Genomic DNA, 23,567 nt, shown 5'->3' on the forward strand with positions numbered 1-23,567 from the left:
ACCCCTCCCCGCCCGCCGGGGCCCGGTCTGTCCGGGGCCCCGGCGAGATGGAAGAAGGGGGTGTCAGCTGATCTTCATGGTGGCCATCATGCCCATGGCCGAGTGGTCGAGCATGTGGCAGTGGTAGAGGTAGGTGCCCCGGTAACTGTCGAAGGTGGCCTGGAGCTTGACCGTCTCGCCCGCCGCGACGATCACGGTGTCCTTCAGGCCCGCCTCGCCGGGAGCCGGCGGCTTCCCGGCCCGCTCAAGGACCCGGAACTGCACCAGGTGCATGTGGAAGTTGTGCGGCACCCGGGTGTTGGTGTTGGTGACCGTCCAGATCTCACTGGCCCCGAAGCGGATGCTGGAGTCCACCCGGGCGGGGTCGTAGCTCTTGCCGTCCATGTACCCCTTGGGATGCGCGGCGCCCTCGTCCATCTGCATGGTGATGGTGCGCTCGTTGGTCGGCGCGGGCAGCGCGGGCAGGGTGCGCAGCACCTCGGGCACGGAACTGGGGTCGGGGGCGGTGCGCACCACGTCGAAGCGCATCACCTGGCCGACCTGCTCGGGGGTGCCGGCGAAGATCAGGGTGTTCTCCAGCACCACCTTCTCGCCCACCGCGTAACGCGAGAAGTCCACCACGGCATCGACGCGCTCACCGGGGGAGAGCAGGAAGGAGCTCGTGGTGTGCGGGCGCTCCAGCAGGCCGCCGTCCGAGCCCACCTGGACGATGTCGCTGCCGTCGGCCAGCCGCAGACTGTAGAAGCGCTGGTTGGACATGTTCGCAAAACGCAGCCGGTACTTGCGGGCGGCGACCTGGAAGTAGGGGTAAGGGGCGCCGTTGACCAGCAGCGTGGTGCGCTCCTGGTCGTCCATCACATACATCAGCTGCCCGGCCGCATCGAAGTGCGCGTCACGTATCGCGAGGACCACGTCGTACTCGCCCTTGGGCAGCGGCAGGCTCTCCTCGAGGGAATCGGTCAGCAGATAGCTGCCGTGCAGCCCGCGGTAGACGTTCTCCGACTCCACGTGGTGGGCGTGATCGTGATACCAGAGCGAGGCATGCGACTGCTTGTTGGGATAGGTGTACAGCCGCTCGCCGCCGGGGGCGAGGGTGTCCATCGGGTCGCCGTCATTGGCCTGGGTCACCGAAGCGCCGTGCAGGTGGACCGAGGTGGGCACGGCCAGCTTGTTGCGCTGACGCACGATCACCGGGCGGCCGGTGCGGGCCTTGATGGTCGCGCCGGGGAAGTTCCCGTCGAAGGTCAGCAGGTCGGTCTGGATGCCCGGCAGGATCTCCCGGCGGGCCGGGCGCATGGTGACGTCGTAATGGTCGGCCGTCGCGGTCCTGAAGGTGGGTCTGAGCACCGGCATCTTGGGCAGGGGCACGGCGAACAGCGGCGGATTGGCCGCCTTGGCGGCCTTGGCCGGGCTGGCCTTGGCGCGGTCCACGGCGAGCAGGGGAGTAAATGACGCCCCGGTGAGCCCTACGCCCGCGGCGGCGAGTCCGGTGCCGAGCAGACGGCGTCGGGTGACCATGGTGTGCCCTCCTATGTACGTGTATGTACGTGTATGTACGTGGATGTAAAACGGCACCCGGCCGGTGGCCGCGGCCCCGCACACGCGGCGGCAACACGGCAGCGCACAGCCCTGCGGTGCCAGTTCGCAGTCCACCAGGGGCGGCTAGAGGCTCACTCGGGTCCACTCCGCGCGCCGACGCCGCGCTCCTGCCGCGCGCCCGGCGCCCAGGTGCCCGGAAGCCGGAGCCTGCCTCGCCGCGGGCGGCCCCCGCGGCGCACACTGCCGGTGCCACCCGCACCGCCCGCACCCGCTGAGGGAGTCCTTGCCCATGAGTGAACCGCCGTCCATGAGTGAACCGGCGTCCACGGATCAGCAGGCGTCCACGAGTGAACCGGCGTCCACGGATCAGCAGGCGTCCACGGGCGAACCGGCGTCCACGGGTGAACCGGCCCTCGCCGCCCCCGTCTTCGTCGACCCGCACCAGAGCCTGGCCGAGCGGCCCGCACCGATCAGCCTCGTGTGGTCCCTGGGCGGCCGGGACCGCGACCTGGACGCCGCCGTCGTACGCCTGGCCCCCGGCGCGGGCCTGGAGGAACACACCGAGAACGGCTTCGGCGTCCTGCTCACCGTGCTGGCCGGCAGCGGCGAACTGCGCCTGCCCGCCACCGTCCTGGCCCTCGCCCCGGGCGCCCTGGCCTGGCTGCCCGCCCACACCCCGCGCGCCCTGCACGCCGGGGCCGGCGGCCTCACCTACACCACCGCCCACCGCCGCCGCCCGCCCGCAGACCCCACCGCCGCCGGGGAGCCGGCCTGCCTGCTGCCGCGGCTGTGCCCCGCCTGCGCCCGCCCGGCCGCCGACCGCGACGCCCGCTACTGCGCCCGCTGCGGCACCGCGCTGAACGGACCCGCCTGACCCACCGGGGCCCGGCTTCACGTCGTACGTCGGCAGCCCGGGCGCGTTCGGATCCGCCTGACCCACCGGGGCCCGGCCCTTCTCATCTGCGCCGCCCGCCCCCACAATCACCCTCGCCCCGCCCCGCGGCCGGCCCCCTCTGCCGCGCCCGCCCCGCCGAGCCCCCCCTGCCGCGCCCGCCGAAGGAGCCCTCCGTGCCGATGGTCCGCCCGGCCCGCCCGCTCACCCTGCTGCGCCTGCTGCGCCTGCTGCGCCTGCTGCGCCTGCTGGGCCTGCTGTGTCTGCTCGCCGCCCTGGCGGCGCCCACCGCCCGCGCGCAGGGCCCCGCACCTGCCGCGCCGCACCGCCCCGTGGTGTTCGTGCACGGCTACAACGCCGACCCCGGCGTGTGGGGCTCCCTGCGCGAGGACCTCACCGCCGCCGGCTACCCGCCCGAGGACCTCTTCGCCTGGGGCTACGACACCAGCCGCTCGGTCAACGAGGAACTCTCCGGCCAACTGGCCGCCTACGTCGAGCAGGTGCGCGCCGCCACCGGCGCCGACCGAGTGGACCTGGTCGCCCACTCCTTCGGCAGCCTCGTCACCCGCTGGTATGTGAAGTACGGCGGCGGCACCGCCACGGTCGCCCACTGGGCCTCGCTGGCCGGCCCCAACCACGGCACCTCCACCGCCTGGGCCTGCGCCCTGTGGTCGCAGGCCTGCCGGGACATGACCCCGGGCTCCTACGTCACCGGCCGGCTCGCCCAGGGCGATGAGACACCCGGCCCCCTCGCGTACGCGACGTGGTGGTCGAACTGCGACGAGGTCATCAACCCCGACTCCAGCGTCCAGCTGGCCGGGGCGGCCAACCACCCGGCCGGCTGCCTGGCCCACAACGACCTGCTCGGCGACGACGGCGTCTCCCGCGGCGTACAGGCCTTCTTGAACAGCCCCTGACCCCGCCGCCCGCCACCACCCCACCCAGGGGGGGATGAATGGGGAGAAACGGGTACGTTCAAGGTCAGCGGGGCGCCGGACGGTCCGCCCGCTGTGCCGTTCACCCGATCAGAGAGCAGTTGTCATGGCCGAGTTCCTGACCGACATCAAGACCATCCGCGAGCGGGCCCGCCGGCAGATCGAGAAGGGCCCGGTGACAGAGGCCTACGGAGCGGACCTGGAGCGCGTCCTCATCGTGCTCAACGAGGCCCTCGCCACGGAGATCGTCTGCACGCTGCGCTACAAGCGGCACTACTACACCGCCTCCGGCCTCTACTCCGAGCCGGTGGCCGCGGAGTTCCTGGAGCACGCCCGGGAGGAGCAGGAGCACGCCGACAAGCTGGCGCAGCGCATCGTGCAGCTGGGCGGCGAGCCCGACTTCAACCCCGACACCCTCACCTCGCGCTCCCACGCGGAGTACACCGCCGGCACCGACCTGATCGACATGATCAAGGAGGACCTGGTCGCCGAACGCGTCGCCGTGGCCGCCTACACCGAGATCGCCCAGTGGCTGGGGGAGGGCGACCCCACCACCCGCCGCGTCTTCGAGGAACTCCTGGCCCAGGAGGAGGAGCACGCCGACGACCTGCGCGGCCTGCTCGAACGCATCCCCGCCGACCGCCAGGGCTGAGCCCCGGGCACGCCGCGGGCCCGGCCAAAACCAGCCGGCCGGGCCCGCGGCACGCACCCAGGCGGCACGCACCCAGGCGGCACGTACCCAGGCGGCACGGCCCCAAGGGCCGCGCCGCACGGCGCTCAGCGGCCGCGCAGCCGCAGGGTCACATCCTTTTCCTGGTCGCCCGACGCGGAGCCCTCCTCGCTGACGGCGAAGGCCGCCGAGAGCACCGTGACGATCTGGTCGACCGCCACATAGCCGCCCTGCACCGACGCGGTCACCGGGCCCTCCAGCGAGGGCGTCTGCTCCGGTGCGTCGCCCGCCGGGCGGGCGGTGTCGAAGACGCCGCTCCACACCGTGGGCCCGCCGGACGACGTGGAGTGCGGGGCCGCACCGTCCGTGCGGTCCGAGGCGAACGCCGCCCCCAGGACCGAAAAGACGCTCCCGGCGTCGTCCGCCGCACCGCTCAGTTCCACCGTGACCTGCGCCGAGGGATCTCCCGCACCGCTCACCGTCGTTCCTTTCCATCGTGTTCGTACCGGGCCGTCGACCGCCCCGGCCCCGCGGCCGAAGTACGGGCCGCACTCACCAAGGGGGCCGCACTCACCCGGAGGGCTCCTGCGGCGTCTGCTCCTTCGGCGCCCCGTCCCCGTCCGCGTCCTCCTGCCCGCGCCGGCCGGTGCCCGCCTCGTCGGTCTCGGGCACGTCACCGCCCGCGCCGCCCGCGCCGCGCTCCTTGCCCTGCGCACCTTGCTCGCTCTGGTCGCCCTCCTGCACCTCCCAGGGGTCCTGGCCGCCGTCGGCCTGCTGGTCGGGCGGATCCCGGGGGACCGGCGTGCTGCCGTCCGCGCCGGGGGAGGCCGGTACCTGCTCACTCATCGATGTCTCCTCTCGGCCCTTGGCTACCGAAGACGCCCGGCCCTTGCCGCCCGGACGCCCGTACCGGGGCTGGGGTGCAGGTACCCGCGCAGGGCAGGACAACTCGTACTGATCACCGTGGACCACCCGCGCCTAATCGGCGACACGTGAACGGGCCGGCCACCACCGCCACCCACCCCCCTGGCCGGCCCCGCGGCGCCCGCGCGGACCCGGCGGCCCGGTGTGAGACTGCTCCTGTCACGCCGCCCGCCGCACAAGGGAGAAGACGTGTCGAGAGCGGACCCGCCCGGCGGCCTCGAGGAGTTCCTCGCGGACCCCGACAACGCCGTACTGGACCTGGCCACCGCGGTCGCGCGGTGCACGGCGTCCCTGGGCGTGCCCCAGGCGGTGGTCTACCTCGCCGACCTCCAGCAGCGCCGGTTGGTCCCGCTGAGCGAGGACGCCCCGGCGATCGACGTGGACGCCTCCCTGGCCGGCTGGGCCTACCGCACCCTGGCGCTGCGCGTGGAGGAGTCCGCCACCGGCGGCATGACCGCCTGGCTCCCCCTGCTGGACGGCGCCGAGCGCCTGGGCGTGGTCGCCGTCCACGCCCCCTTCCTGGACGGCCCCCTGCTGCGCCGCGGCCGGGCCCTGGCCTCCCTGCTCGCGATGATGATCACCTCCAAGCGCGCCTACAAGGACAACCTCGTCCAGCGCACCCGCTCCCAACCCATGCAACTGCCCGCGGAGATGCTGCGCGCCTTCCTGCCGCCGCGCACCATCGGCAACGCCCACGTGGTCTCCACCGCCGTCCTGGAACCGGCCTACGAGATCGGCGGCGACGCCTTCGACCACTGCCTCACCCGGACGGACCTGCACGCCACCATCGTCGACGCGATGGGCCACAACCTGCTCTCCGGCCTGACCACGGCGGTCGCCCTGGCCGCCTGCCGCAACGGCCGGCGCACCGGCCAGGACCTGCCCGAACTCATGGCGGCCGTGGACACGGCGCTGGGGCAGTGGCTGCCGGACCAGTTCTGCACCGGTGTCCTCACCCGCCTCGACCTCGTCAGCGGGGAGCTGCGCTGGAGCAACTGCGGGCACCCGCCGCCCCTGCTGATCCGCGACGGCCGGCTCGTCGAGGGCGCCCTGGAACGCGAACCCGACCCGCCCATGGGCTTTCCCGCCGACTTCCGCGACGGCGAGCGCCAGATGCACGAGATCGCCCTGGAACCGGGCGACCGCGTCCTGCTCTACACCGACGGCATGACCGAGGCACGGCTGGCCGACGGCACGGAGTTCGGGCTCGAACGGTTCGTCGACTCCGTCATCCGCGCCTCCAGCGCCGGCGAGGTCGCCGCGGAGGCGCTGCGCCGGCTCATCCACTCCGTCCTCGACGCGCAGACCGACCGGCTGCGCGACGACGCCACCATCCTCATGATCGAGTGGCAGCCGCCCAGCCGGTGACCCGCCGCTACCGGCTGCCGCTGTCCCCGTCGTCGTGGTGGATGTCCTCCTGGGCGCCGGGGCTGGGGGTGAGGGTGTCGCCGGCCTCGCCGTCCCTGGCCCGCTCGCGCTCCTCGTCGGGCACGGGCCGCTCCTCGGCCTCCTCCACCTCCTGGAGCACCTCGTCGGCCGCGCTCTGGGCGGGGGTGTGCGGGCGGGAGCTGTCGCGGTGGCTGTCCTGCATGGTGATGTCCCTTTCCGTGGGCTGAAGTTGATACGGGAACGGGGGATGTGAGGGATGTGAGGGTGGGGGATGGGGTGGGGGGGGTCAGGGCAGCGGCGTGCCGCCCGTGGCGTTCACGATCTCGGCCGTGATGAAACTGGCGTGCTGGGAGGCGAGGAAGACGTAGGACGGTGCCATCTCCGCGGGCTGCGCGGGCCGCCCCATCGGCGCCTGCTTGCCGAAGTCGGCGGTGTCCGGCAGCGTCGCGGGGATCAGCGGCGTCCACACTGGCCCCGGCGCCACCGCGTTGACCCGGATCCCGTCCTCCACCAGCATCTGCGCGAGCCCCTGGGTGAAGGTCACGATGGCGCCCTTGGTCATGGCGTAGTCCAGCAGGTGCGGACTGGGCTTGTAGGCCTGCACCGACGTGGTGTTGATGATCGACCCGCCCCGCGGGATGTGCGGCACCGCCATCTTGCACAGCCAGAACATGCCGTACAGGTTGGTGCGCATCACCCGGTCGAACTGCTCGGTGGAGATGTCGGTGATGCCCTTGGGCTGCGACATCTGGTACGCGGCGTTGTTGACCAGCACGTCGATCTGCCCGAACTCGGCCACCGTACGCTCCACGAGCGCGCGGCACTGTTCCTCCTCGCGGAGGTCGCAGGCCACCGCGAGGGCCCGGCGTCCGGCGTCCTCGACCCAGCGGGCGGTCTCCCGCGCCTCCTGGGCCTCGGACGGCAGATGGGTGAAGACGACGTCCGCGCCCTCCCGGGCCAGGGCGATGGCCACGGCCCGCCCGATCCCGGAGTCGCCGCCGGTGATCAGCGCGGCCTTCTCGCGCAGCAGCCCCGAACCGCGGTAGGACTCCTCGCCGTGGTCGGGCGGCGGGTCCATGGGGCCGGTCCAGCCCGGCGGCTCCTGCTCCTGCTGGGGAAAGTCCGGCCGCGGCCCCCTGGTGGTGGGGTCCTGCGGGCCCTGCGTGCCGGGGGTGTCCTTCATCTGCTCTCGCCTTCCCTGGTACGGGGGTACGTGCTCGCGCGGGCGGTGGGTGCGGGCCGGCGCCGGCCCCGCCGGGGCCGGGCGCCTCTCCCCACCTTCCGCAAGACCGGTGCCCCGCACCACCCGAGCCCGCCCGGTACGGCGCACCCGCCGCTCGCGGCCCTCGGGTGCCCGGGCCCCCCAGGGACAAAACGCACCCACCCTGTGAGACCGCCAGGCATATCCGGGGCAATCGGGGGGAGCTGAAGAGGCATGAAGATCCTCATCGTCCTCGTCGTCCTGGCCGTCGCCGTCGCCTGGTACATGAACTCGCGCAAGGGACGCTGACCGGCACGCGCCGCCCAGGCGCCGCCCAGGCTCAGGCGGAGAAGAGCCCGCGTTTTTGGTAACTCGGCTCCCAGAACAGCTTGTTGAGGACCTTCACCGGGGCGGGCATGCAGTCCAGGAACCGCTTGCGCTCGGTGACGTCCCGGCCGTCCATGACCCAGGGGATGTAGATGGCCGCGCCCTTGGGTCCCTGCTTCTTGGCCATGGCGCTGCGGAAGGCGTCCCAGTCCTTGTGGGTGAGCACGTCCTGGATGAGCGGCAGCGCCGCGTCCTCCTCGTGGCGCATGTGCGAACCCAGCGACTGCGCCAGGCGGCCCACCCGCTCGCCGAGGTCGGCGGAGCGGCTCGAGAGGCCCGCGTCGACGGCGGCGAGGGCGGAGTCCAGCTGCGCGTGCTCGGCCTCCATCTCGGCCAGCAGCCTCTGGTCATCGGGCCGCTCGCTCACCTGCCCGGCGATCCGCGGCCACAGCACGGCGTCCTCCACCGTGTGGTGGACGTGCAGCTGGCGCTTGAAGTTCTCCCAGCCGGCCCGGACCTGAGGGGTGCCGGCCCGCCCGGAGGCCACGGCGGCCGCGAGCCTTTCGAGGTCACGCCGGAACGCATCGTGCGTCGCGTACATGACGGCGAAGTCGATCGGGGCCTGCTGTGCGACTGCCATGGTGTGCCGTTCCTTTCGTTGGCGACCGGCCCCCGCCGGTCGACAGAATCAGACAACTCGCGGCCGCGGAGGCGGGGTTGGGATCTCCCGGGGCCCTGCCCGCGCATCCCGCGGCCCGGGATGCCCTCGCGAACGAGAGGGGGCCGGCCTGGACGGGTGTGACATCGGCCCCCGATTCTGTGAGCTGAAGCACATCCCGCCGGGCTGATGTCACACTCCGGGCCGGCCACGGCCTCTCACGGGCGAGCGCGTCACACGGGAGGTGCACCATGTCCGACAGTGCGGAAGAGGACTTCACCGGCGAAGACCTCACCAGGCGGGAACTCGTCGGCGAAGACCTCACCGGCGAGGACGTCACGCAGGAACGACGGGCCGGGGAGGCGGGGCGCATGCCCGAACGCGCCGCCGCCGATGTCGTCGAGGCCTCCACCGAGGTCTTCGTCGGCCACCGGGAACTGCTCTTCTCCCTCGTCTACAACCTGCTCGGCTCCGTCGCCGACACCGAGGACGTCCTGCAGGAGACCTGGCTGTCCTGGTCGGGCAGGAAGAGCCGCTCGCCGCGCCAGGAGATCGAGAACCCGCGCGCCTACCTGGTGCGGATCGCCGTCAACCACGCGCTGGCCCGCAAGGACGCCATCACCCGCAGGCGCGAGACGTACGTGGGCCCGTGGCTGCCCGAGCCGCTGATCACCAAGGCGGGCCAGGAGGGCACCCCGGACGTCGCCGAGCAGGCCCTGCGCACCGAGTCGGTGTCGATGGCCATGATGGTGGTCCTGGAGACGCTGACCCCGCTGGAGCGGGCGGTGTTCGTGCTGCACGAGGTGTTCGGCTACGCGCACACCGAGATCGCGGGCATCCTGGAGCGCAGTCCCTCGGCGGTGCGCCAGCTCGCCCACCGGGCCCGCGCCCACGTCCAGGCGCGCCGTCCCCGTTACGAGACCACTCCGCAGGTCCGGCAGGAGGTCGCCGAACGCTTCGTGGCCGCGGCGCTGGGCGGTGACCTCGACGCGCTGATGCAGATGCTGGCCCCGGAGGTCACCATGTGGACCGACGGCGGCGGCAAGGTGCGCACCGCGGGCCTGCGGCCGGTCAGCGGCCGCGACAAGGTGTGCCGGATGCTCGCCGGGTACGCGGAGCGGGCCCCCAAGGACATCGACGTGCACTACCGGCACGTCAACGGTGATGCCTCGGCGGTGGTCTTCTCCGGGGAGTCGCCCTACGCCGTCATCGTCATGGACCTCACGCCCGGCGGCGATCAGGTGCGCGGCATCTACGCCGTCACCAACCCCGACAAGCTGGCGCGGATCCGGTCGGGCCCGGACGAGGAGGAGTGAGAGCGGGCCTCTCAGCGCGGGCCGGGCGGGGGCTGGTCGGGGGGGGGCTGGGGTTTCCGGCCGGTCCGGCCGCGACCGCGGCCACCGCCACCGTCGTATCCCGGCCTGCACCCTGGACGCGCTCTCCTCGCCCGCTCCGGGTAGGGGCCCGCCGCGGGGCCGCTCATGCCGGGCAGCCTCGGCGGCGGGCCCGCCGTCGCGCTGGTGATCTGGGCCATCACCCCCCTCGTGGCGAGCATCCGCGGGTGTTCATCAGCGCCCCGAACGCGGCGGCCTCGCGCCGGGTCGGCCGGCGACGGTGTTCTTTTCCGGGGTGGTGGTCTCGGGGCCCGCGGGCGCGTCGTGGCCCAGGCCGGAGGGGGTGGGTCCGCCCTTGAGGGCCAGGCACAGGGCGGCGCCGGCGAACATCGTCAGGGCGGGCACCAGCATGGTGGGCCGGAGCGCGTCCACGAAGCCGTGGGAGAAGACCTTGCCGGCCAGTTCCTCGAAGGTGCGGGCCACCTCGCCGGGCAGGTGGGAGGGCGGGGAGCCGCCGCCCTGTTCGGTGCCCACGCCGACGGTCCTGGCGCCGCTGTCGAAGGCGGAGGTGAAGCTCTTGCGGTAGGGGGCGGGCAGCTGGGCGGCGCTGGTGGCGGCCTCCTCACGCAGCGAGGAGACCAGGCGGGCCTGCAGGACCGCGCCGATGACGGCGCCGGCCATCACCGAACCGACCTGGCGCAGCGCGTTGTTGACGCCGGATGCGGCGCCGGTCAGGTGCGGCGGGACGTTGCGCATGACCTCCGAGCCCATCGGGGCGAAGGTGCAGCCGGCGCCCAGGCCGGCGACGAACAGCGGCCCGGCGAACGTGGTCCAGCTGCTGTCGGTCTCGGCGCTCAGCAGGATCCAGGTGATGCCGATGCCGAACATCGACAGTCCGGCGGTCAGGATGTACTTGCCGCCGAACTTCTGCGAGAGGATGCCGGCCGGCCCCGCGGTGATCAGCGAACCCAGCGCCAGCGGCACCAGCACCAGACCGCTCTTCAGGGCGCTGAAGCCGAGCACCGACTGCAGGTAGATGGTGGTGGGCAGCAGGATGCCGAGCACGCCGAAGGAGACCGTGATGCCGACGAGGTTGACCAGGGAGAAGTTGCGGTCCCTGAACAGTGAGAACGGCAGCAGGGGTTCGTCGTCCTGCCGGCCGCGCTCGTGGAGCAGGAAGACGCCCACCAGGGCGGCGGAGGCGCCGATCAGTGTCCGGATCCAGCTGTTCCAGTCGTAGCGTTCGCCCTCGGTCAGGCCGAAGGCCAGGCAGAACAGGGCGGCCGAGGCGAGCAGCACGCCCGGCAGGTCGTAGCGGTGCTTGACGACCCTGACGTGCTCGGGCATGACCCGCGCGCCGAACACCAGCACCAGAGCGCCGATGGGGATGTTGACGAAGAACACCCACCGCCAGTCCAGGTGGGTGACCAGCAGGCCGCCCGCGGTCGGGCCGATCGCGCCGGAGACACCGGCGACCGCGCCCCAGACGCCGTAGGCGGCGCCGCGCTTCTCGGGCGGGAACACGTCGGTGATGATCGAGAGGGTCTGCGGCATCAGCATCGCCGCGCCCACGCCCTGCACCGCGCGGAACGCGATGAGCTGGGCGGGATCCTGCGCGAGGCCGCAGGCCAGGCTGGAGAGGGTGAACAGCGCCACCCCCGACAGGAACAGGTTGCCCTTGCCGCGGATGTCGCCCAGCCGGCCGGCGGTGATGATCAGGGTGGCCAGTACGAGGGTGTAGGCGTTGACGACCCACAGCACCTGGTCCAGCGAGGCGCCCAGGTCGTCGGTCATGTCCGGGATGGCGATGTTCACGATCGTCAGGTCCACCAGGGTCATCACGAACCCCAGGCACAGGACGCTCAGAACCGCCCATGGATTTGTCTGCCGTACGTGAGTCATGGTCTCTCCCCGTGGGCCTCCAGGCCGCTCACAGCGTGTGGCGGTGCAACCAAGAGGCCGGACGCGCGCGGGATGTGACATACGGGCCACCAGTGAGACGCGCACCACAACCGCCGTCGGGCCACGCCGAAGTGCGCGTCATCCGCAGGGAGTTGGCCCTCGGCGCGAGGGGGTCCTGTTTCGGTTACGGCTGATACCAGTCGTCTTCGCCGGCGCGCAGCGAGCGGCCCAGGTAGTCGCGCAGGTTGTTGGCCACCCACCTGCGGCTGTCGCTCTCGTGTTCCCAGACGAACACGTCCGGGCGCTGTGGCTTCTGCACGAAGGCGAACTGATCGCCGCCCCCGTTGTCGCCGAAGAACATGAGGGCATCGAAAGACATGTAGAGCTGGGCGAAGGCTTCGTCGGACCAGAAGCGGAGGTTGTGCTCGACGATCTGATCGATGGTCCAGACGGTGTCCACGTGAGAGTGGCCGAGCACCCCGTCGCTCTCCAGCAGCAGCTGCTCGAGGTCCGTCGGCAGAGCTCGCCCCAGCCGCCTCTCGGCCTCGACGATCTCGGACGCCTCGACCGGCTCCCGAAGTCCTGCACCAGGAAAGACTTCCTGCACTGCCTGTCTCCACATGACGGCGAGCTTAGCCAAGGGTGACTCCCGTTCCGGTGAACATCCGCAGCACCCAAGACCGCCAGCTGTCGCCCGGATCGCTGACCGATCGCTGCCACTTCACGCCGGCCGCACCGGTCACGGTGACTGCGGCTGCGGCGGGGGTGTCGCGGTGGCCGGCGGGCCCGCCGGCTGGGCCCGTGGTGTACGGCTGAGCCGCACAGCACGCCACGAAGACCCGATGGACGCGGCATCGCGGCGCGAACTACCGTCCCGTATATGGCAGTTGACAATCCGCCCCGCCCGTAGCCGCCTCCCACCCCGACCCCTCCCATCCCGGCCCTTGCGGTGCCGATGCCTTGCGTACCGGTGCCTTCTGGGCCGACGCCGAGCGTCATCTGGTGCGCTACGGCGTCGAGTTCACCCCCGAGGTCATCGCCCGCGCCGCCGGGAGCTTCGTGTTCACCGAGGGCGGCCGCCGGATCCTGGACTTCACCTCCGGCCAGATGAGCGCGGTCCTGGGCCACTGCCATCCGCGGATCGTCGCCACCGTACGGCGCCAGGTGGCCGCCCTGGACCACCTCTACAGCGGCATGCTCAGCCGCCCGGTCATCGACCTGGCCCGGCGGCTGGCCGCGACGCTGCCCGCGCCGCTGGAGCGGACGCTGCTGCTGAGCACCGGCGCGGAGTCCAACGAGGCGGCGCTGCGGATGGCCAGGCTCGTCACCGGCCGGTACGAGGTGGTCTCCTTCGCCCGCTCCTGGCACGGCATGACCCAGGGGGCCGCATCGGCCACCTACAGCGCGGGCCGCAAGGGCTACGGTCCGGGCGCGCCCGGCAACTTCGCCATCCCGGTGCCCGCAGCCCGCCGGCCCGGGGCCGCCCCCGCCGGCCGGGCGACGGGCTGGCGCCGTCAGCTGGATGCCGCCTTCGACCTGATCGACGCGCAGTCGACCGGCAGTCTGGCCGCGTGCCTGGTCGAGCCGATCCTCAGCTCGGGCGGCGTCATCGAGCCGCCGCCGGGCTACTTCGCCGCCCTGCGCGCCAAGTGCCGGGAACGCGGCATGCTGCTGATCCTCGACGAGGCGCAGACCGGGCTGTGCCGCACCGGCACCTGGTACGCCTTCCAGCGCGACGGCGTCGTCCCGGACATCCTCACGCTGTCCAAGACGCTCGGCGCGGGGCTGCCGCTGGCCGCGGTGGTCACAAGCGCCGAGATCGAGCAGGAGGCGCACGCGCGGGGATTTTTGTTCTACACCACGCATGTCGCCGACCCGCTGGTGGCCGCGGTCGGCGCCACGGTCCTGGATGTGCTGGCCGAGGAGGAGCTCGACGTCCGCGCGCGGCAGCTGGGCGCGCTGCTGCGCGCGGGCCTGGAGGAGCTCGCCGGCCGCCACCGGGTCGTCGGCGACATCCGCGGCCGCGGTCTGCTGATGGGCCTGGAACTGGTCACCGGCCGCCAGGAGCGGCAGGGTGCGGACGCGCTGGGCGCCCGGGTCACCCGGCGCTGTCTGGAGCTGGGCCTGCACATGAACATCGTCCAACTGCCGGGCATGGGCGGGGTGTTCCGCATCGCGCCGCCGCTGACGGCCGGCGAGGGGGAGCTGGCGCTCGGCCTGGAGATCCTGGACCAGGCACTGGGCGAGGCCTGCGCCACCCTCTGAAGGGCCCCGCCGCGCCCCGGCCCGCCCTGCTCACGGGGTGCGGGGCCGGCGGGTGGGCGGTACGGGGGTGAGGCGGTAGGTGTCCTGGTGGGCGCTGACCCGGCCGGAGGTGGGGTCGGGGAAGTGGGTGCCGAGCAGGAGGGTGTCGGTGCCGGCGAGGGAGGAGAGCAGGGCGCGGCGTGAGGCCTCGGCCTGGCGGGGGTCGGTGTCGACGCAGCTTCCCAGGTGGGGGTGGGGGAGCTGGACGGGGTGGTGGATGAGGTCGCCGGTGATGACCGCGCCGCGTCCGCGGCTGCTCAGCTGGACGGCGAGGTGGCCGGGGGTGTGCCCGGGGGTGGGCAGCACGCGCAGGCCGGGGGCGATGTCGAGGCCGCGGGCGGGGACGTCGAGGAGGTCGAGCAGTCCGGCCTCCTCGACGGGGTGCACGGAGTCGCGGAACATCTGGCGCCGCGGTGCGTCCATGCTCTGCGCGGCCCAGTACTCCCGTTCCGTGCGGGAGGCCAGGTAGCGGGCGTTGGGGAAGGTGGGCAGCCAAGTCCCGTCCGCTTCACGGGTGTTCCAGCCGACGTGGTCGGTGTGCAGGTGGGTGAGGACGACCAGGTCGACCGTCTCCGGGGTGAATCCGGCCTCGGCCAGGCGGGTGAGGTAGTCGGTGCGCAGACGGTGCCAGGCGGGGTTGGCGCGCGTCTTGCCGTTGCCGATGCCGGTGTCGATCAGGACCCGCAGGGGGCCCAGGGTGAGCGCGAAGCTGTGGCTGTCCAGGCGCAGGGTGCCCTCGTCGTCGGCGAAGTCGGGGCTCAGCCAGTCCTGCCGGGCGACGAGTTCGGGGGTGGCGCCGGGCAGCAGCCAGGGCCCGGTCCCGGGCGGCAGGGGCGTCTCGTCGATGCGGTGGACGGTGATGTCGCCGACGCTCCAGTGCGGGGTGGCGAGGGGAGTTGTCTGCATGTCGGGGTCCTTTCCCGGGGGCCGGCGGCGTGCGGGTCGGCGGCGTGCGGGCCGCGGCCGCGGATCCGATCCGGGCTCCATCGCACCCCGCCCCGCTAAAAGCTAAGCGTTTGCGTTAAGTGAGCGTAGGCCCTACCGTGGCCTAACGCAAAAATTTAGCTTTTGGCTGGAGGTGGGGCGGCCCGACGAGCGCGCCACGGAAGCGGTACGGGGCACGCGCCGCCCCCGTACCCCCGTATCGCACCACCCCCAACTCCCGCCCCCGGCAACGGTGTTCACCCCCGCCCCCGCCCCCGCCCCGTAGGAGAGCCCCGCATGTCCGCCCCCGAACAACTCACGCCCCCCGAAGCCGCCCGCTGGGCGGCACGTTCCGGGCTGCCGTTGCCCGAGGACCGTCACCGGGCGGTCGCCGCCACCGCCGAGCACATCCACTCCGTCGTCGCCGTCCTGCGCGAGCTGGACTTCGCCGAGACGCCGCCCGCCCACCACCACGCGGACCAAAAGCCCCACACGAACCAGAAGCACCACACGTACGAGAAGCACCACACGCACCAGGAGCACCATGCAGCCGTATGAACTCACCCTCACCGCCGCCGCGTCGGCGATCCGGGACCGCCGGCTCTCGCCCGTGGAACTGGTGGATTCCGTCCTGGAGCGGATCGAGCAGAGTCAGCCCGCCCTGAACGCCTACGTCACCGTCACCGCGCAGCGGGCACGCGCCGCGGCACGCCGGGCCGCGGACGAAGCCGCGGCCGGCCGCTTCAGGGGGCCGCTGCACGGCATCCCCGTGGCCCTGAAGGACCTCATCGACGTCGCGGGCCTTGCGACCACGGCGAGCTCTAGGGTCCGCGCCGGGCACCGGGCCGAGGCGGACAGCACCGTCGCCGCCCGTCTGGCCGAGGCCGGCACCGCCCTGCTGGGCAAGACCCACACCCACGAGTTCGCCTACGGACTGATAACGCCCCAGACCGCCAACGCCTGGGACCGGGGCCGGGTGGCCGGCGGCTCCAGCGGCGGCTCGGCCGTCGCCGTCGCCGCCGGCGCGGCGCCCTTCGCCCTGGGCACCGACACCGGGGGCTCGATCCGCGTACCGGCCGCGCTGAACGGCGTCGTCGGCCTCAAGCCCACCTACGGCCTGGTGCCCCGGCACGGCGTGACGTCCCTGTCGTGGACGCTGGACCACGTCGGCCCCCTGGCCCGCACGGTCCAGGACGCGGCCCTGGCCCTGACCGTCCTGGCCGGCCACGATCCCCGCGACCCCGCGGCCCTGCCCCTGCCGCCCGCGGATTACCGGCCCGCCCCCGGCACCGACCTGAGCGCGGTGCGCGTCGGGGTCCCGCGCACCTACTACTTCGACCACGTCGACCCCGAGGTCGAGCGGGCCGTCCGCGCGGCCATCGCCCACCTGCAGAGCCTCGGCGCGACCCTCGTCGACGTCGACATCCCCATGACCCGCTACATCCAGGCCACCCAGTGGGGCCTGATGGTCCCCGAGGCCAGCGCCTACCACGAACAGGGGCTGCGCTCGGCCCCCGAACGCTACGGTCCCGACATCCGCGTCCTGCTGGAAGCCGGCGCCCTGATGCCGGCCGCCGACTACCTGCGCGCCCAGCGCGCCCGCACCCTGATGCGCCGCGCCTGGCTGGAGCTGCTGGAGCAGGTCGACGTGATCGCCGCCCCCACCGTGCCCATGACCGCCGTGCCCGCCGGCCGGCAGACGCTGACCTGGCCCGACGGCACCCACGAGAGCGTCTCCGATGCCTACGTACGCCTGTCCGCCCCCGCCGACATCACCGGCATACCGGCGCTGTCCCTGCCCGTCGGCCGCGACCGCGCCGGCCTGCCCATCGGCATGCAGCTGCTGGGCCGCCCCCGCGCCGACGCGGACCTGCTGCGCGTGGGCCACGCCTACGAACAGACGGCCCCCCAGCCCGCCGTGGCGTCCCTCACCCCCCTGAAGAGCCTTTCTCCCGCAGGCCCGCGCTGAGGAGCGCGCGTCCTGCCGCAGACCGGATCCGTTTTAAGGTGAGGCCCGTGAGCCGTAGACCGATGGCACGCCCCGGCGGCCGCAGCGCCCGCGTCCAGGAAGCAGTCCACGCCGCCGTCCGCGAACTGGCGGCGGAGGTGGGCCGCGACGCCCTGACGGTGCCCCAGATCGCCGCCCGCGCCGAGGTCACCCCCTCGACCGTCTACCGCCGCTGGGGCGATCTGCAGGCACTCCTGTCGGACGTGGCGGTGGAGCGGCTGCGCCCCGAGACGCCCCCGCAGGACCTCGGGGACCTGGCGGGCGACCTGCGCGCCTGGGCCGAGCAGTTCCTGGACGAGATGGCCTCCCCGGCGGGCCGCGCCTACATCCGTGACGCGCTGCTGGGCGACGCGGACGGCGCCAACGCCGGCCAGTGCTCGGCCTACGCGGCCGAGCAGATCGACGTCATCCGCGCCCGCGCGGCCGGCCGCGGGCAGAGCGCGCCGGAGACCGAGACGGTCCTGGACCACGTCGTCGCCCCGATGATGTACCGGATCCTCTTCCGCCCGGGCGGCCTGGACGCCGCCTACGCACGCCGTCTGGTGAACGGCGTCCTGACCGCCTGAGGTGCCCGGGCCCGCCATCGGTGCGCCCGCGCGCGGGTGAAGGCCGCCGCCCTGCGCGCGTGGCGCGGCGCCGGGGGAGGGGGCCGCTGCCTACAAACGGCTCCATGTGCCATTACTGCGGTTGCCGGGAGATCCCCCTGATCAAGGAGTTCATCGCCGAGCACGAGCGGGTCACCGACGCCGCGGGAGACGCGCTGCGCGCCCTGCGCCGGGGGGAGACCGCCCGCGCCCAGGCGCTCGTGGAGGTGATGGCCGGCGAACTGCGGGCGCACTGGAGGGGAGAGGAGAACGGCCTGTTCGCGGTGATGCGCACCGACCCCGAGTACGCGCACTACATCCAGGCCCTGGAGCGCGAACACCGCGAACTGGCGGCCCTGTTGCCCGCCCTGGACCTGTCCGACCCCGCCGACGCGGCCACCCTCACCGAGGCGGTCGAGGAACTGCACCGCCACATCGCCAAGGAGGAGGACGGCCTCTTCCCGGCCTCCCTCACCGCCCTCGACGGCGAGGAGTGGAACCGCTCCATGGCGGCCTGGCGCGAGGCCCACCCGGCCTGACGCCCGCCTCCGCCGGCCACGGCGCAGGCCGGAGGAGGCGGGACGAGCGCCAGGGGCGCCAGGTGTGGCAGCCCCAAATCCCCGTACGTCCCGCGCGGTTGCCCGCCCCCGCCGCCCGGAGTGGAACAATTGGGGCATGTTGTCGACCGGTGAGGCCCTGCACTCCAGCGCCGCCCCCCTCTTCGATACCGGTGCGGGGCAGGGCGCCCGCCAGTTCGCCGAACTCGGCCTGGCCCTCGTGCTGTCCCTGCTGATCGGGGTGGAGCGCGAGGCCCGCCAGAAGAGCGCGGGCATGCGCACGCACACCCTGGTCGGGGTGGGCAGCGCCCTGTTCATGGAAGTCTCCGTACACGGCTTCGGCGCCGCCGCCCACATGGGGCAGGTCTCCCTGGATCCCTCGCGGGTGGCCGCGCAGATCGTCTCGGGGATCGGCTTCATCGGCGGCGGCCTGATCTTCGTCAAACGCGACGCGGTGCAGGGCCTCACCACGGCAGCCACCATCTGGCTGGCCTGCGGCATCGGCATGGCGTGCGGGGGCGGGCTGCCGCTGCTGGCCGCCGGGGCCACCGCCGTGCACTTCCTCGTGGTGCGCGGGCTGCCCCACCTGACCGACCGCATCCCGCGCACGCCCCGGCCAAGGGAGCTGGAGCTCACCCTCGCCTACGACACCGCGCAGGGCCTGCTGGGCCGGGTCCTTGAGATGACCACGCATGCGGGCTTCCGGGTGGAGGCGGTACGCGTGCTGCGCGACGAGGCGCCGCCGGGCCGGGCCTGGGTGCGCCTGCGGCTGGCGGGCACGGCGCAGCCCCACCGCCTGGTGGCCGACCTGGCGCGCCTGGAGGGGGTCAGCGAGGTCGGCCTGGGTGCGGCGACGGAGGCCACCGAATGACCGCGGGGCCCGGCGGTGGACGATATGCCCGGACTGCTCCGGGCGGGTGGTCCGTGCATGGCGGGAGGGATCACGGGCAGGCGCTGATCACCCCCCTGCCTCAACCCCCGAGTGAGGCAGGGGGTGATCCGTGTCCGGGCGGCGAAACCACCGCAGGGCCACCAGACCAGGCGGGGTGGGGTGGGCGGCCGGGGGCGCGGCGGATGAAATCATCGGGGCATGCCTGACTTGATCATTGCCGCCTGTGACGGAGCGGCGAAGAAGAACCCCGGGCCCGCCGCGTGGGCCTGGGTCGTCGCCGACGCCGAGGCCCGTCCGCTGCGCTGGGAGGCCGGCCCGCTGGGCCACGCCACGAACAACGTCGCCGAACTGACCGCGCTGGCCCAGCTGTTGGAGGCAACCGACCCGGACGTGCCGCTGCAGGTGCGGATGGACAGCCAGTACGCCATGAACGCGGTCACCCGGTGGATCGCCTCCTGGAAGCGCAACGGATGGCTGACCGCGGCCAAGAAGCCGGTCGCCAACAAGGACCTCGTCGTCCGCATCGACGCGCTGCTGCAGGGCCGTGCCGTGACGTTCCGCCACGTGGCCGCCCACCAGGTGGACGGCGATCACCTCAACGCGATCGCCGACGTCGCGGCCAGCGACGCCGCCACGACCCAGGAGCCCGCGGGCACCGCCCACGGCGCGAGGGCCATCCCCGAGCCGCGCGCGGACCGCACCACCGCCGCCGCCCCCGCGGGCCGCGCCCCCAAGAAGGCGGCGGGCCGGGCGGGGAGCGGCTCGGGCGCGGTCATCAAGGCCAAGTTCCCCGGCCGCTGCCACTGCACGAAGAGCTACGAGGCGGGGGAGAAGATCGCCAAGAACGCGCACGGCTGGGGCCACGTCGAGTGCCGGGAGACGGCCGGCGCCTGAGACGGCCCGCCACGCCCGCCCCGGGCCGTGAGCCCCTTTACGGCGGGGGGGGTGCGCCAAGAGCCCGGCCCCCACGCGCGGGGACGGGCTCTTCGTCTCTCCAGCGGTGCGCCGCGAGCAGGGTGGTGTCGTACGTCCTCCTCGCGGGCGTCCCCCCTCCCAGGGCCGCCCCGTCCGCCGGGAAGGGGCGCCGTGGTCTCTCAGGCGGGGGCGTCTTGGGTGCGCAGTTCCTCGTTGATGCGCTGGGCCTCCTCGAGCTGGTCCTCGAGGATGACGATGCGGCAGGCGGCCTCGACGGGGGTGCCCTGGTCCACGAGTTCGCGGGCGCGGGCGGCGATCCGCAGCTGATACCGGGAGTAGCGGCGGTGGCCGCCCTCGGAGCGCAGGGGGGTGATCAGCCGGTGTTCGCCCAGGGCGCGCAGGAAGGCGGGGGTGGCGCCGAGCATCTCGGCGGCCCGGCCCATGGTGTAGGCGGGATAGTCGTCGTCGTCGAGCTTGTCGACGGGGCTGGTACTGCGAGGGGGCATAGACCTCTTCTTTCGGGACGCGTCGAGGGGCCCGGATGCCGTACCGGCACCCGGGCCCCGAGCTTTCAACACCATCTACCGGCCGACTGCGCCGGTCTCATTTTTCCGCGGGTCCGCCTGGGAGAGCGGAGGCGCGGGGATCGCGGTTGCGTGACCGGGGACCACCTTCCAATCCGGGGCCTGCGGTACCCGGGCGAACGTGCTGCCGGCCCGGGCGATCCTGATGGCGTCTGCTCCTTACCTCACTCGGTTACTTGTTGCTGTGTTCCTCGTACTGCTGGATACCGCGGTTACTGCGCGCGGCCCCTGGGGCCGCTCGGCCCGGCAGTCAGCCTCGGGACCCCACCATTTCCGGCCCCGACGCTCCACTGCCGTTCCGCCTACTGCTTGACCTGCTGTCCTGCTTGACCTGCATGCACGGCAGTTCGCCTCTGCCGTGCCCTCTTCGACTCCGTGAGTACGAGAAAACAGTAACCCCACGACGCGCCAATGTCTACCGTCACCGCTACAGATTTCCTCCACGGGCGAGTCGGGCACTTCTGCGCCGCCCACGCCCGGAAGGCTGCCGCCCAGGCAGCAGCCCGAGCGGACCCCGACAGCACCCCGAACACCTTGCCCCGGCCCGTGGCGACCGGACTCCCGGCGGAACGCACTGCGGGCACAGAACGCCCCTCGGCGTCCTGTGCCCGCAGTCGGCGCGCTGCGCGGGGCCGGGCGGTGCCGGCCCCGCGCAGCGCGTGGGATCAGTGGTTGTTCGTGCCGTTGCCCGAGAGCGCCGGGATGTCGCTGAGGAGGTGCGAGAGCGGCTCGTCCTCCTTGGCCTGCGTGGAGTTCTCCACACACTGCTGGTTCTGCGGCGCCGAGAGGATGGGGATGTCCTGAACGGCGATCGGCACGAGACCGACGAGGGAGCCCACGTTCGCCTTGACCGGCACGCCCGCGCAGAGCTTGTTCAGCGAGCCACCGACCAGGTGCGCCTGCGGACTCAGATTCCCCTCGCTGGCGCTGTTGCCGAACGCCTGCTCGGCACCGTTGCCGCTCGCGCTCTGCGTGCCGGTGTCGTCACCGATGGCGGCGGCGCTTCCGGCGCCGCCGGCCAGGGCAAGCGCGGCAAGGCTCAGGGCAAGGGGGAGATTACGGGTACGCATGTCACTCCAGTACAGAAACGTCAGTTGCCGGAAGAGGCCAGTACATCCGCCAATGCCCCAGCTAGGGGGCTATTCGCCCGTTAGTGGAGTGTCGGAGGAGCGGAGCTGACGCCGCACAGCCGCCCGCCCCGCCCCGCCCCGGCCCCCGCCCGACCCCGGCCCTGCCGGCCCCGCCGGCACGTACGCAGGGACACGGCACCGCAGACGGCACCGGAACCCGCCCGCAGAACCCGCCGGCGCGCCCTTCGAGACCCGCCTCAGGAGCCGGACCCGTCGGCGTCCCCCTTCAGGAGCCGGATCCGCCGGTGCGCCCGCCCTTCCTGTCCCGCCGCTCAAGGGCCCGCTGGGCGCGGCTGAGCAGGTCGGAGGGGCTCCGCACGCGCAGGGCGGCGCGCGCGGCGTTGGCACCGGGCGCGCCGTGGACGCCGCCGCCGGGGTGGGCGGCGGCGGAGGCGAGGAAGAGCCCGGGCACCGGCGTCTCGGGCCGGCCGGTGCCCGGGGTGGGGCGGAACACCAGCTGCTGGTGCATCGCGGTGGTGCCGTTGTTGATCGCACCGCCGTGCAGGTTGGCGTCCATCGCCTCGAGGGTGACGGGCGCGAGGAGCCGGCGGGAGCGGATCGTGGAGCGGAAGCCCGGCGCCCACCGTTCGACCTCCGCCTCCATCCGGTCGGCCATGACCTCCTGCTCACGCCGGTCCCAGAGCCCGCTCAGCCCCTCCTCACCCGCATCACCCTTGATCCGGTGCGGGATGTGCGTATACGCCCAGGCCGACTCGGTGCCGGCCGGGGAGCGCGAGGCGTCGGCCGTGGTCATCTGGCCGAACAGCAGGAAGGGCCGGTCGGGCACCTGGCCCATGGCGATCTGCGCGGCGAAACGGGTGAGCCCGTCGACACCGTCGGCCAGATGGACCGTCCCCGCCCGCCCGGCCTCCGGCGCGCTCCACGGGACCGGCCCCGACAGCGCCCAGTCGACCTTGAAGGTGGCGAAGTCCCACTGGAACCGCTCCAGATCGCGCAGCAGCCGCCCCGGCAGGTGCCGGGCATCGACCAGGTGCCCGTACAGGGCGGGAGCGGACACGTCGGCCAGCACGGCACGCGAAGCGGCGACCGCCTCACCCGCGGCGGTGCGCACGCCCACGGCCCGCCCGCCGCGCACGACGATCTCCTGGACCCGCTCGCCGCAGCGCAGCGCCCCGCCGCGCCGCTCCAGACGCCGCACCAGGGCCGCGCTGAGCGCGCCGGCCCCGCCGACGGGGACGGGAAAGCCGTGGCTCTGGCCGAGCATCGACATCAGCCAGCCGAAGCCGCCGCTGCCCGCCGACTCGGGGGAGAGGTCCGCGTGCAGCGCGTTGCCCGCCAGCAGCAGCCGGCCCGCCTCGCCGCGGAACTCCTCCTCACCCAGGCGCCGGGCGGGCAGCAGCAGGGTGCGGGCCAGCCGAAGACCGCCCGCGGCGCGCAGCCGGGCGGCGATACGGGCCGCGGACCGCACGGGCGGGAAGGGGGTGAAAAGAGCACCGAGGATGTCCGGGCCCAGACGCTCCCAGATGTCGTGGAGTTCCAGCCAGGCGTCCCCGTCCCCGCCGGCGAAGGCCTCCAGCCCGGCCGCGGTCTCCTGCGCGCGCCGCTCCAGGACCGCGCACCGCCCGTCCGGGAGCGGGTGCGCCAGCACGCTGGGGGCATGACTCCAGGCCAGCCCCTCCTCGTGGAGCCGCAGGCCCGCAAGGACGGGGGAGGCGGCGGCCAGCGGATAGAAGGCGCTGAACAGGTCGCTGACGTAGTCCGGGTGGACACCGCGGTCGCTGCGCACGGCGCCGCCGGGCTCCGGCTGCTCCTCCAGGACCTCCACGCTCCATCCGGCGTCGGCGAGGAGATTGGCGGCGACGAGACCGTTGGGGCCCGCGCCGATCACTACCGCGTCCGGCATGAGCGCCTCCTACTTCCCTCGCGTCGCCCAGCCC

At 73.3% G+C, this 23,567-nt stretch carries 24 protein-coding genes; 12 read left to right on the forward strand and 12 right to left on the reverse strand.

Annotation, left to right across the window (positions count from 1 at the left end):
- Positions 1–63 precede the first annotated feature (63 nt).
- Positions 64–1,518, reverse strand: coding sequence for a multicopper oxidase domain-containing protein (locus ACFYO9_RS19000; RefSeq protein WP_358779063.1), 1,455 nt, complete (start codon positions 1,516–1,518; stop codon positions 64–66).
- A gap of 310 nt (positions 1,519–1,828) precedes the next feature.
- On the opposite strand from ACFYO9_RS19000, the gene ACFYO9_RS19005 reads away from it, so the two are divergent.
- The 3 genes from ACFYO9_RS19005 (at position 1,829) to ACFYO9_RS19015 (ending at position 4,018) form a co-directional block, all read left to right on the forward strand.
- The gene (locus tag ACFYO9_RS19005; protein WP_358779064.1) at positions 1,829–2,413 is read left to right on the forward strand and encodes a hypothetical protein; all 585 of its coding nucleotides are present in this window, start codon (positions 1,829–1,831) and stop codon (positions 2,411–2,413) included.
- 200 nt (positions 2,414–2,613) lie between these two features.
- Positions 2,614–3,348 carry a triacylglycerol lipase gene (locus tag ACFYO9_RS19010; RefSeq protein WP_358779087.1) on the forward strand — a complete coding sequence of 245 codons (735 nt, stop codon included), beginning with the start codon at positions 2,614–2,616 and terminating at the stop codon, positions 3,346–3,348.
- A gap of 124 nt (positions 3,349–3,472) precedes the next feature.
- A complete protein-coding gene (locus ACFYO9_RS19015; RefSeq protein WP_355820391.1) occupies positions 3,473–4,018 on the forward strand; it encodes a ferritin-like domain-containing protein in 546 nt (181 codons plus the stop codon).
- 125 nt (positions 4,019–4,143) lie between these two features.
- Here the strand turns inward: ACFYO9_RS19015 and ACFYO9_RS19020 are convergent, their stop codons facing one another.
- Positions 4,144–4,515, reverse strand: a complete 372-nt coding sequence (locus tag ACFYO9_RS19020; protein WP_358779065.1) for a hypothetical protein — start codon at positions 4,513–4,515, stop codon at positions 4,144–4,146.
- A 91-nt stretch (positions 4,516–4,606) separates the two neighbouring features.
- Complete coding sequence (locus ACFYO9_RS19025; protein ID WP_358779066.1) at positions 4,607–4,882, reverse strand: hypothetical protein; 276 nt, start codon at positions 4,880–4,882, stop codon at positions 4,607–4,609.
- A gap of 267 nt (positions 4,883–5,149) precedes the next feature.
- Here ACFYO9_RS19025 and ACFYO9_RS19030 point away from each other — a divergent pair, with 267 nt between their 5' ends.
- A complete protein-coding gene (locus ACFYO9_RS19030) occupies positions 5,150–6,328 on the forward strand; it encodes a PP2C family protein-serine/threonine phosphatase (RefSeq protein WP_355820385.1) in 1,179 nt (392 codons plus the stop codon).
- Between the two features lie 7 nt (positions 6,329–6,335).
- On the opposite strand, the gene ACFYO9_RS19035 is transcribed toward ACFYO9_RS19030, so the two are convergent.
- The 3 genes from ACFYO9_RS19035 to ACFYO9_RS19045 form a co-directional block, all read right to left on the reverse strand.
- Positions 6,336–6,551, reverse strand: coding sequence for a hypothetical protein (locus tag ACFYO9_RS19035; RefSeq protein WP_358779067.1), 216 nt, complete (start codon positions 6,549–6,551; stop codon positions 6,336–6,338).
- A gap of 84 nt (positions 6,552–6,635) precedes the next feature.
- The gene (locus tag ACFYO9_RS19040; RefSeq protein WP_358779068.1) at positions 6,636–7,532 is read right to left on the reverse strand and encodes an SDR family oxidoreductase; all 897 of its coding nucleotides are present in this window, start codon (positions 7,530–7,532) and stop codon (positions 6,636–6,638) included.
- Positions 7,533–7,890: 358 nt separating this feature from the next.
- The gene (locus ACFYO9_RS19045; RefSeq protein ID WP_358779069.1) at positions 7,891–8,517 is read right to left on the reverse strand and encodes a hemerythrin domain-containing protein; all 627 of its coding nucleotides are present in this window, start codon (positions 8,515–8,517) and stop codon (positions 7,891–7,893) included.
- A 389-nt stretch (positions 8,518–8,906) separates the two neighbouring features.
- On the opposite strand from ACFYO9_RS19045, the gene sigJ reads away from it, so the two are divergent.
- The gene (sigJ, locus tag ACFYO9_RS19050) at positions 8,907–9,851 is read left to right on the forward strand and encodes an RNA polymerase sigma factor SigJ (RefSeq protein ID WP_358779088.1); all 945 of its coding nucleotides are present in this window, start codon (positions 8,907–8,909) and stop codon (positions 9,849–9,851) included.
- Between the two features lie 252 nt (positions 9,852–10,103).
- Here sigJ and ACFYO9_RS19055 read toward each other — a convergent pair whose 3' ends face one another.
- Positions 10,104–11,771: an MFS transporter gene (locus ACFYO9_RS19055; RefSeq protein WP_358779070.1), complete on the reverse strand. Its 1,668-nt coding sequence runs from the start codon at positions 11,769–11,771 to the stop codon at positions 10,104–10,106.
- Between the two features lie 184 nt (positions 11,772–11,955).
- Positions 11,956–12,411, reverse strand: a complete 456-nt coding sequence (locus tag ACFYO9_RS19060; RefSeq protein WP_358779071.1) for an SMI1/KNR4 family protein — start codon at positions 12,409–12,411, stop codon at positions 11,956–11,958.
- Between the two features lie 320 nt (positions 12,412–12,731).
- On the opposite strand from ACFYO9_RS19060, the gene ACFYO9_RS19065 reads away from it, so the two are divergent.
- Positions 12,732–14,036 carry an aspartate aminotransferase family protein gene (locus ACFYO9_RS19065; protein WP_358779072.1) on the forward strand — a complete coding sequence of 435 codons (1,305 nt, stop codon included), beginning with the start codon at positions 12,732–12,734 and terminating at the stop codon, positions 14,034–14,036.
- 30 nt (positions 14,037–14,066) lie between these two features.
- Here the strand turns inward: ACFYO9_RS19065 and ACFYO9_RS19070 are convergent, their stop codons facing one another.
- Positions 14,067–14,981, reverse strand: a complete 915-nt coding sequence (locus ACFYO9_RS19070; protein ID WP_358779073.1) for an MBL fold metallo-hydrolase — start codon at positions 14,979–14,981, stop codon at positions 14,067–14,069.
- 315 nt (positions 14,982–15,296) lie between these two features.
- Between ACFYO9_RS19070 and ACFYO9_RS19075 the strand changes: the two genes are divergently transcribed.
- From ACFYO9_RS19075 to ACFYO9_RS19100, 6 genes are all read left to right on the forward strand, one after another.
- Positions 15,297–15,557 carry a hypothetical protein gene (locus tag ACFYO9_RS19075; RefSeq protein ID WP_358779074.1) on the forward strand — a complete coding sequence of 87 codons (261 nt, stop codon included), beginning with the start codon at positions 15,297–15,299 and terminating at the stop codon, positions 15,555–15,557.
- Complete coding sequence (locus tag ACFYO9_RS19080; protein ID WP_358779075.1) at positions 15,544–16,968, forward strand: amidase; 1,425 nt, start codon at positions 15,544–15,546, stop codon at positions 16,966–16,968. Before ACFYO9_RS19075 ends, ACFYO9_RS19080 begins: the two co-directional genes overlap by 14 nt.
- Before the next feature lie 62 nt (positions 16,969–17,030).
- Positions 17,031–17,573 carry a TetR/AcrR family transcriptional regulator gene (locus tag ACFYO9_RS19085; protein WP_358779089.1) on the forward strand — a complete coding sequence of 181 codons (543 nt, stop codon included), beginning with the start codon at positions 17,031–17,033 and terminating at the stop codon, positions 17,571–17,573.
- Positions 17,574–17,677: 104 nt separating this feature from the next.
- Entirely contained in the window at positions 17,678–18,130 is a 453-nt protein-coding gene (locus tag ACFYO9_RS19090; protein WP_358779076.1) for a hemerythrin domain-containing protein, read from the forward strand.
- Positions 18,131–18,266: 136 nt separating this feature from the next.
- Positions 18,267–19,019: an MgtC/SapB family protein gene (locus ACFYO9_RS19095; protein ID WP_358779077.1), complete on the forward strand. Its 753-nt coding sequence runs from the start codon at positions 18,267–18,269 to the stop codon at positions 19,017–19,019.
- Between the two features lie 219 nt (positions 19,020–19,238).
- Complete coding sequence (locus tag ACFYO9_RS19100) at positions 19,239–19,934, forward strand: ribonuclease H (protein WP_355820358.1); 696 nt, start codon at positions 19,239–19,241, stop codon at positions 19,932–19,934.
- Between the two features lie 200 nt (positions 19,935–20,134).
- On the opposite strand, the gene ACFYO9_RS19105 is transcribed toward ACFYO9_RS19100, so the two are convergent.
- The 3 genes from ACFYO9_RS19105 to ACFYO9_RS19115 all read right to left on the reverse strand — a co-directional run bounded on the left by ACFYO9_RS19105 (position 20,135) and on the right by ACFYO9_RS19115 (position 23,533).
- On the reverse strand, positions 20,135–20,461 hold the full coding sequence (locus ACFYO9_RS19105; RefSeq protein WP_355820356.1) for a MerR family transcriptional regulator: 327 nt from the start codon (positions 20,459–20,461) through the stop codon (positions 20,135–20,137).
- Between the two features lie 743 nt (positions 20,462–21,204).
- On the reverse strand, positions 21,205–21,609 hold the full coding sequence (locus tag ACFYO9_RS19110; protein ID WP_358714013.1) for a rodlin: 405 nt from the start codon (positions 21,607–21,609) through the stop codon (positions 21,205–21,207).
- A 286-nt stretch (positions 21,610–21,895) separates the two neighbouring features.
- Positions 21,896–23,533, reverse strand: a complete 1,638-nt coding sequence (locus tag ACFYO9_RS19115) for an NAD(P)/FAD-dependent oxidoreductase (protein ID WP_358779078.1) — start codon at positions 23,531–23,533, stop codon at positions 21,896–21,898.
- Positions 23,534–23,567: the final 34 nt, after the last annotated feature.

The sequence above is a fragment of the Streptomyces sp. NPDC005863 genome (assembly GCF_042871345.1).
Taxonomy (GTDB): Bacteria; Actinomycetota; Actinomycetes; order Streptomycetales; family Streptomycetaceae; genus Streptomyces.

Coding starts and splice junctions, on each gene's coding strand:
- ACFYO9_RS19000 (WP_358779063.1), bottom strand. CDS start 1,518: ATGGTCACCCGACGCCGTCTGCTCGGCACCGGACTCGCCGCCGCGGGC.
- ACFYO9_RS19005 (WP_358779064.1), top strand. CDS start 1,829: ATGAGTGAACCGCCGTCCATGAGTGAACCGGCGTCCACGGATCAGCAG.
- ACFYO9_RS19010 (WP_358779087.1), top strand. CDS start 2,614: ATGGTCCGCCCGGCCCGCCCGCTCACCCTGCTGCGCCTGCTGCGCCTG.
- ACFYO9_RS19015 (WP_355820391.1), top strand. CDS start 3,473: ATGGCCGAGTTCCTGACCGACATCAAGACCATCCGCGAGCGGGCCCGC.
- ACFYO9_RS19025 (WP_358779066.1), bottom strand. CDS start 4,882: ATGAGTGAGCAGGTACCGGCCTCCCCCGGCGCGGACGGCAGCACGCCG.
- ACFYO9_RS19035 (WP_358779067.1), bottom strand. CDS start 6,551: ATGCAGGACAGCCACCGCGACAGCTCCCGCCCGCACACCCCCGCCCAG.
- ACFYO9_RS19040 (WP_358779068.1), bottom strand. CDS start 7,532: ATGAAGGACACCCCCGGCACGCAGGGCCCGCAGGACCCCACCACCAGG.
- ACFYO9_RS19045 (WP_358779069.1), bottom strand. CDS start 8,517: ATGGCAGTCGCACAGCAGGCCCCGATCGACTTCGCCGTCATGTACGCG.
- sigJ (WP_358779088.1), top strand. CDS start 8,907: ATGCCCGAACGCGCCGCCGCCGATGTCGTCGAGGCCTCCACCGAGGTC.
- ACFYO9_RS19055 (WP_358779070.1), bottom strand. CDS start 11,771: ATGACTCACGTACGGCAGACAAATCCATGGGCGGTTCTGAGCGTCCTG.
- ACFYO9_RS19070 (WP_358779073.1), bottom strand. CDS start 14,981: ATGCAGACAACTCCCCTCGCCACCCCGCACTGGAGCGTCGGCGACATC.
- ACFYO9_RS19075 (WP_358779074.1), top strand. CDS start 15,297: ATGTCCGCCCCCGAACAACTCACGCCCCCCGAAGCCGCCCGCTGGGCG.
- ACFYO9_RS19080 (WP_358779075.1), top strand. CDS start 15,544: ATGCAGCCGTATGAACTCACCCTCACCGCCGCCGCGTCGGCGATCCGG.
- ACFYO9_RS19085 (WP_358779089.1), top strand. CDS start 17,031: ATGGCACGCCCCGGCGGCCGCAGCGCCCGCGTCCAGGAAGCAGTCCAC.
- ACFYO9_RS19090 (WP_358779076.1), top strand. CDS start 17,678: ATGTGCCATTACTGCGGTTGCCGGGAGATCCCCCTGATCAAGGAGTTC.
- ACFYO9_RS19095 (WP_358779077.1), top strand. CDS start 18,267: ATGTTGTCGACCGGTGAGGCCCTGCACTCCAGCGCCGCCCCCCTCTTC.
- ACFYO9_RS19100 (WP_355820358.1), top strand. CDS start 19,239: ATGCCTGACTTGATCATTGCCGCCTGTGACGGAGCGGCGAAGAAGAAC.
- ACFYO9_RS19105 (WP_355820356.1), bottom strand. CDS start 20,461: ATGCCCCCTCGCAGTACCAGCCCCGTCGACAAGCTCGACGACGACGAC.
- ACFYO9_RS19110 (WP_358714013.1), bottom strand. CDS start 21,609: ATGCGTACCCGTAATCTCCCCCTTGCCCTGAGCCTTGCCGCGCTTGCC.
- ACFYO9_RS19115 (WP_358779078.1), bottom strand. CDS start 23,533: ATGCCGGACGCGGTAGTGATCGGCGCGGGCCCCAACGGTCTCGTCGCC.